The sequence below is a fragment of the Pseudanabaena sp. PCC 9330 genome (assembly GCF_055795045.1).
In genome coordinates this window covers 1-6979 of the sequence record NZ_JAYFES010000067.1, presented here as the reverse complement: position 1 = coordinate 6979, position 6979 = coordinate 1, and the positions used below count along the sequence as shown (strand labels likewise).

Here is a 6979-nt window from a genome sequence, read left to right as displayed (position 1 = left end):
ACCATGCTCTCCTTCATCCGTCAGGTCGTTGAACGACACTTTCCGCTCGCTCGGGCTGTCTATCTACCTACGGCATCATGAGTTTTCGATCTACTGATCCTCATCAGTCCAAGCCCTCCGTCCAAATCTTTGTGTCCACCAATGTCTTGCGCAGCAAGCTTTCCATCTGTACCGGCGATCGCTTGCGAGGCAACTGCTGGTTATAGTCTCCCAACACCACCAGAGGCTGCCCAGATTGATGCATAACCGGGTCTGACGACAGTGCTAGGAGATAAGCCTCATAGTCTTCCCATGGAGCCTTATTCTTTAGCCCCGTGCGAACATGCGCGTCTTTCCAGGGGATGCAAACGCCATAGACCAACACCTTACTTACTGAAGTGTTAGTTATTCCTGCGACAAAGCGGCCAGGGGGCATTCGAGGCCGCTCTTCACCTCTTAACGATTCCCAGGGCGCTCGGCTCCATAACAGTACTTTACGGCGGCCAGGCGCGGATTGGTAGCCCCAGTCCTGGCCTCCAGTGATGGTGTAGCCACCTAGCTGCTCTAGAAAATTCAGGTGAGTTTCGGTAAGGCAAACGACTTCGGGTTGCAGGTTAAAGATAGCCTCTCGTATAAGCTGTGCACGAGTGCTTATAGGCGATGCCCACTCTACATTCCAGGTGACTATCCGAACACGGGACATAGACAATATTGCTTATCGCCACCTTTATTTTCAGCAGATCGTTCTAGAGTATCTAGCAACTCAGTTTGAGCCAGGTGTCTTCTATACCAAACACGAGTTTGATGCCCTCCTCAACCAGCATCACACCTTTGGCGATCCAGCCTTACTGCGTCGAGAACTCTTTGAGCGAGGTCTGGTGGATAGAGTCCCCAATGGGTCAGCTTACTGGCTTAACGATTAGGGACTTTAGCTATGGGTTTCCCCGTCCCCGGCGATGCCATCGAGCAAAGCCTGGACCTCACAACCAACACCTGATCCACAACCCCGCCGCCACCTTCTTCATGCGAGTCGAGGGGGCTATGGCGACTGGCCAGGAGGTGCAGCCGGGAGATCTGCTGGTGGTCGATCGCTCATAGGCCGCCCAGGATGGCTCTCTAGTGGTGGCGGCGATCGTGGGTGCTCTCCAAGTCCTCAGAATACAAAAGCACCACGGCAAGCTTGTGCCCGCTACAGGACGGGAACCAGGGCAAACGCTAGAGATGGAAATTTGGGGTGTAGTTACTAACCTGATCCGCAAAGTTTAGGTCACAAAAAACCCCACTGTCGCCAGCAGGGTAGTCAGGAGTGTTGAGGTCGTTGTCTGTTGGGAGGAAAGCTGTTGACTACCGGGTGTAGCGAACGCCGCGATAGGTCAGGCCCGCAGGCTGCTGGCGTTGAGTAACAGTAAACTGCTTGCGGGCGTAGGGACGGCCCATGAAGGTTGCCGTTTCGCCAGTAGAGATCTCATCAACAGCAGGGGCGGTGGTTTCGTAGGATTGACCGCGATAGGTGAGTTGCATAGCTGGGGGTTCCTAAGTGACGGGGGCTTATCTCGATGAATTCATAGTCGCCTGAATGCCCAATTGGCTGGGTGACAGCAGTAGTAATGTGCGGGTGATAGTTCTAGTGGTTGAGTGTGAGCGCACCTAGCCCTATTACTGCATGAGATCACAGCAGGCCCGAGGGATACGCCAAAGGGCGCAATCTGGCCAACCTCTACGAGACATCCCAAACCAAGGGCACCATAGGCCCACAGCGAGTTCCTGAGAGCGTCCTAGAGCGTAGATACACCCTGAGAGCAACCCCCACTGGTAGCGCTGGCCAGTGGGGTTTGTTTTTAAAGCACAATGCCCCAGCACGATCGCAGTGGCCCCTGTATTGAGTCCATTGGTGCGGCGTGGTGTGGCTCTATAGGCATCATGGTGTGGTGGATGTGGGACAGGGCGGATCGGCAAAGCGAAACCCCGCCAGGGAAAACCCAGCGATGGGGTGGGTGGTGGGTGGTCATCGATGGTGGCGCTACAGCGGTATCTCTGATGGTGTCGGCGGAGGAGAGGGTGGATGCAATCGCCCACATGGGCCGCAAAATCTATCTCTTCAGCACCCTCACCGTGGATTACCCCGAGGGCATCCGGTTGGGCATTTCGGGTCGAGATATCCAAGCTAAAACGCTGTCTGGAAAATCCTTGACATTGTGTTAGCCGCTTCCATGCATCGACACAACTGAGGCATGGGAGCGGCTAACACAATGTGAACACTTAATTAAGGCTGATTCGGCTTTAGGGTTTTAGCAGTGTAATTGCAGTGTAATTAAGGAGCCAACGAGGGATGTTCCGTACTGGCTTGGGTTACTGCCCCCTGTGGGAATGCTTCTAAGAGAGCCCTAGGGTTAGATCACTCCTGGGTTATGGCTGACTCTCCCTTGCTCAAATGCCAAAAGAACTTCCCCATGCTGCCATCTGTCTTTGATACCTGCGTTCCTAGAGATGAGATTCGCTCTGGTGACCTCTCTCTCGACTTGTTCGCAGCGAAGCTCCGACCTGTGGTGGAGGGGAAGGCTCCCCAAATTTACCAGCAGCCAGCGGTGTTTCTGGCCAACACCTTTCCGACCGATGGCCTAAAAACCCTGATTACCGAAGTCTTTGGGCGGCTAACCGGACGGCTAATTGGCTCCCCGGTGATTCGGCTAGAGACTAGCTTTGGGGGCGGCAAAACCCACGACGAGATTGCCCTATGGCATATGGCCAAGCAAGGGCGGCAGATTGATGGGCTCAACCGCTTTGTAGACGATATTTCGCTAATTCCAGACCGCCCCATCCAGGTAGCGGCGGTGGATGGACGAGATTTAGACCCAGAGGCAGGGGTGTACCACCCCGACACCGGCATCACCACCTACACCCTGTGGGGCGAAATTGCTTACCAAATCGGCGGCATTGACGGCTATCAACTGCTGCGGGGGGCAGACGAAAACCGCATTAGCCCCGGCACGTCGGTAATCGATCGCCTGATTGGCTCAGAGCCGACACTGATTATTCTCGATGAGATTGCTCGTCACCTGCGGGCGGCCAAGGCCAAAATGGTGGGCCAGAGCACCCTAGCTGAGCAGGTGGTGGCCTTTTTGTTTTCGCTGATGGATCAGGCTGCCTCCTGCAACAACCTGGTGTTTGTCTATTCCCTGGCCTCGGAATCTGACACCTTTGCCAAGGAAACGGCAGAGATTCAGCAGGAGCTAATTCGGGCCTCGGCCCGACAGGAGCGGGTGCTGAGCCCTAGCAACGACATTGAGGTGTACAACATTGTGCGGCAGCGTCTGTTTGCCAGCATTAGCGCCGAGGCGGCGGAGAAAGCGGCTGAGGAGTACCTACAGACCTTTCGGGCTAGCCGGGTAAACCTGCCTGACGGTTGTAAAGATGCCACTTACGCCAGGGCGATCGCCAACAGCTATCCCTTTCACCCTGAGCTGTTTAACCTGCTGACCAAAAAGATTGCCTCTATCCCCGAGTTTCAACGCACGCGGGGAGCCCTGCGCCTGTTTGCCCGGCTGGTGCGCTACCTGTGGCAGCACCAAGATACTCGGATGCCGATGATTCATCCTCACCACTTGCCGGTAGGGCTAGAAGATGAAATTACCAATGATCTGACCTCACGTCTCCAGCGGCCTCTAATGCGCCTGCCGATTGGGGCCGACATCTACAACCCCAATGGTCGCGAAGCTCACGCCCATCTGCACGACCAAGAGTGGATCAGCGCCGGTAAGCCACCGTTTTCCACCTGGCTGGGCCGCACGATTTTCTTGCACTCCCTTACCCAGGGCATTTCATCGGGCATTCGCCGCACCGAGTTGAATTTATCGCTGCTGACCCCAGGAGTAGACATTAGCTTTGTAGACCGTGCCCTGGAGCGGCTGAGCGGTGTGGCCTGGTATCTCGATGTAGACCCCATTACCTCCGTGGCGCGGTTCAAGGAAGAACCCTCCATCAACAAGATCATTGCCGAGGAGAAAGAGCAGGTCAGTGTCACCGAGGCCAAAGAAGAGCTGCGCACCCGGCGTGACACTATCTTTGCAACTAAATTCTTTCAACTGGTGACTGGCCCTGATGGTGCCCACGATGTGGACGATGATCCCAGTACCATTGCCCTGTGCATCATCGACTTTAACGAGGCGAAGATCGGCAGCTCCACCGACGGCCCGCCCGCGCTGATTGAGCAGATCTTTAACAACACAGGCGAGTCGGGTAAGTTTCGCACTTTTCGCAACCGGCTGCTGTTTTTGCTAGCCAACGACCAGGAGCTAGATCGGGCGATCGACATCACCCGCGAGTTTAAGGCGGTGCGGGCCATTCTGCGCAGCCAAAACCGCATGGATGACCTCTCCCAGAGCCAGCAGGATCAGATCAAACAGAAGGAAGGGGAGCTGGATCTGGCGGTGCGGGTGGCCTTGACCAACGCCTACCGCCACCTGTTTTACCCGGCTAACGACCCGGTGAAAGCTGCCAAGGGGTTGATGCATTACCCCCTGCCTGCCCAGGATGCCAGCACGGTGAAGGGCAACCGCAACCAGCAAGATGTGGTGCTGAAAGCGCTGAAGGACTGCGGCAAGGTACGGGGTGAGGACGCGGCCCCTTACGCCCCCGCCTACCTACTGCAAAAGGTGTGGCCGACGGGGCTTGACCACTGGACGACGCGCCAACTGCGGGAGCAGTTTGCCAAGGACTTGGCTTTAAACATGCTGCTCGATGCGGAGGTGTCTAAGCTGCGGGACACGATCCGCAAGGGCCTGAGCGAAGGCCAGTGGGATCTCAAGGTAGGAGAGCAGCTTTACATCAAAACCGATGGGGCGGTGGTAGGAATGCCCACCACGATCGAGTTTTCTGACCGGGCGGAGCTTTACCGGCGAGGCCTGTTGAAGCCGCCTGAGCCGAAGGTGGTGGAGCTGAGCGCTCAGCTGTTGGCCGGAGGGGGCGATGAGCGAACAGTGCAGGTGCGCTGGCGGGCCAAGGAGGCGTTGAAGGTCAGCCTGTACCAAGATGGCAGCCTGGTGGGTGACCAGTTTTTGCCCTCGGATGAGTACCAGGGTCAGATCGCTAAAACGACTGAGTTCAAGGTGGTGGCGGACTACGGTACGGGGGAGATGGGCGAGGCGGTGCAGACCGTGGTGCTGTACCCGCTAGGAGGAACCAAGCCCATTAATAGTGGCGATGGCACTGGGGATTACGACCAAGGCACTATCTTAGAGAAGCCGACGGAGCGGGAGCTAGAGGGTAGTCCTACGAAGGTTTTCAACGACCTGGCGGATTGGTTAAGGGATTATCAGCCCCAGGCGATCGCCGCCCTGGACTTTTCGGTGAGCGACGTGACGGATTACCGCAAGCTGGGCACAACTCTACCCCTGTTGGCCCGCTACCAATTTGACATTGAGCAGTTTGTGACGGTGCAAACAGGGCAGCAGTTTGTGCGGCTAGAGTACCAGGGGGACGTGCGGGGGTTCCAGAGCTTCTTTAGCACGCTGAATGGCATGCTGAACCTGCCGGAAACCCAGGCTAGCCTGACGCTGACCGTGAGGCTCAAGCTAGATACCCCCATGGCTCCTCAGGGGCCGGAGATCCAGGGGCTTCAGCAGGCACTGACCCGAAACCCAGTCGATAGGATGAATCTGAGAGTCAGAGTAGAATACTAGACCTGACGTCTTCTTCCCGGTTTGTGGGGTTCACGACACCATGCAAGAGTTCCAGCTTCGCGTTGTACCCCTAAGCAACAATGACTTTGCCTTGGAGCTGTACCAGTGTGCCTACAAAAAGGCGGGGGAGAAGAAGCGCCCAGCGGCGAAGCGGGTAGGGCGGCTGAAGGGTAAGCCGCTGGTGCAGGCTCGGCAGGCGATTTACCAGGCGCTGAAGGCAAATAACTACGACCCCAAGACGCTGAGCTACAAGCGGCAGGCTCCCTATGTACTCAGTGAGACGTCGGGGGTGAATTTGGCGCTGCTGTTTCAGGCATTGCAGCCGTTGTCGAAGCCGGAGCGGATTGCCAATGTGACGGAGGGCATTGCGGCTATGAGCAATGAGGAGGCGCATTACTGGTTTGGCAAGGTGAGTAACGGCAAGAAGCGGCCAGCCCTTAAGGCGATGCGGGTCTTGCTGGGGGATTGATGCTGCCACTAGAACAGATGCACCCAATTGCAGATTGTCAATCTTGCTAAAGTTCCTCGAAGAAATAAGCGATTCTACTTATTCTGATCAATGATGAAGTTGGAGCGAGTGTCTGGCCTGGGGTCTTAGCCTAGGCGAGGGCTCTAGTAAGCACGAACTCCCCGTCGCATCACTGGTGGAGGGTTGTCTATTGATGAACCTACTGGATTTTATATCGGCATAGGAAACTAACGCCTTAGTATGTCGTAAAGCTCAGTCCTAGGCTTTATGACATGGCGTGGAGCCAACAGGAGTGCATCGCCTATCTAGAGAAGATTCGCTGGAATGGTGTACCTCAATGCCCTTACTGTGGCTCTAAGCGATCGTCACCGCTAGAGCAGGGGTTCAGACATCACTGCAATGACTGCTTTACATCCTACAGCGTGACTGTGGGAACGTTGTTCCACCATACCCACGTGCCGTTGTGGAAGTGGTTTTTAGCAATTTGTATTCTACTTAATTCAGGAACTAAAATTAGTGCTCGAAAGCTTGCGAAGCAAATTGATGTGAACAAGAACTCAGCTTCTCACATAATCAAAAAAGTTAAAAATGCAGATGAGAATGATCGGCTTACAATTCATAGAATATCTAGAATAAATTTTCCTAATTCAGAATAGCCTATTAAAAAGTTAGCCCAGGAGAGGACATCACTATGAAATCATTTGCAGAGCAACTATCTAGGCTTAACATTTCCACGGTCATATACTCAGCAGCACTCCCAGGGTAAGCGCAAGAAAACTATCGAGACATTGTGCTAGGTTGCGAGCCCTGCAGCAAGGACAGTGAGCATGTAGTCAGGACTCATTGAGGCTCG

At 55.1% G+C, this 6979-nt stretch carries 8 protein-coding genes; 6 read left to right on the top strand and 2 right to left on the bottom strand.

Annotated elements, in window-relative coordinates; translation table 11 throughout:
- Positions 1 to 103 precede the first annotated feature (103 nt).
- Positions 104 to 682 carry an endonuclease/exonuclease/phosphatase family protein gene (locus AC0QKW_RS04750; RefSeq protein ID WP_473149909.1) on the bottom strand — a complete coding sequence of 193 codons (579 nt, stop codon included), beginning with the start codon at positions 680 to 682 and terminating at the stop codon, positions 104 to 106.
- Here AC0QKW_RS04750 and AC0QKW_RS04745 point away from each other — a divergent pair.
- Both AC0QKW_RS04745 and AC0QKW_RS04740 read left to right on the top strand, forming a co-directional pair.
- Positions 627 to 902 (top strand): DUF2087 domain-containing protein, encoded by a 276-nt coding sequence (locus AC0QKW_RS04745; protein WP_473149908.1) that lies wholly within the window; start codon positions 627 to 629, stop codon positions 900 to 902. The genes AC0QKW_RS04750 and AC0QKW_RS04745 overlap by 56 nt on opposite strands.
- The gene (locus tag AC0QKW_RS04740; protein WP_473149907.1) at positions 874 to 1077 is read left to right on the top strand and encodes a hypothetical protein; all 204 of its coding nucleotides are present in this window, start codon (positions 874 to 876) and stop codon (positions 1075 to 1077) included. The genes AC0QKW_RS04745 and AC0QKW_RS04740 overlap by 29 nt, the downstream gene beginning before the upstream one ends.
- A gap of 246 nt (positions 1078 to 1323) precedes the next feature.
- Here AC0QKW_RS04740 and AC0QKW_RS04735 read toward each other — a convergent pair whose 3' ends face one another.
- Positions 1324 to 1500 (bottom strand): DUF4278 domain-containing protein, encoded by a 177-nt coding sequence (locus AC0QKW_RS04735; RefSeq protein WP_473149906.1) that lies wholly within the window; start codon positions 1498 to 1500, stop codon positions 1324 to 1326.
- A 327-nt stretch (positions 1501 to 1827) separates the two neighbouring features.
- Between AC0QKW_RS04735 and AC0QKW_RS04730 the strand changes: the two genes are divergently transcribed.
- From AC0QKW_RS04730 to AC0QKW_RS04715, 4 genes are all read left to right on the top strand, one after another.
- A complete protein-coding gene (locus AC0QKW_RS04730) occupies positions 1828 to 2181 on the top strand; it encodes a hypothetical protein (protein ID WP_473149905.1) in 354 nt (117 codons plus the stop codon).
- A gap of 248 nt (positions 2182 to 2429) precedes the next feature.
- Entirely contained in the window at positions 2430 to 5657 is a 3228-nt protein-coding gene (locus AC0QKW_RS04725; RefSeq protein WP_473149910.1) for an ATP-binding protein, read from the top strand.
- 40 nt (positions 5658 to 5697) lie between these two features.
- Complete coding sequence (locus tag AC0QKW_RS04720; protein WP_473149904.1) at positions 5698 to 6126, top strand: DUF7680 family protein; 429 nt, start codon at positions 5698 to 5700, stop codon at positions 6124 to 6126.
- 272 nt (positions 6127 to 6398) lie between these two features.
- Entirely contained in the window at positions 6399 to 6782 is a 384-nt protein-coding gene (locus AC0QKW_RS04715; RefSeq protein WP_473149903.1) for a transposase, read from the top strand.
- The last annotated feature ends 197 nt before the right edge of the window (positions 6783 to 6979 follow it).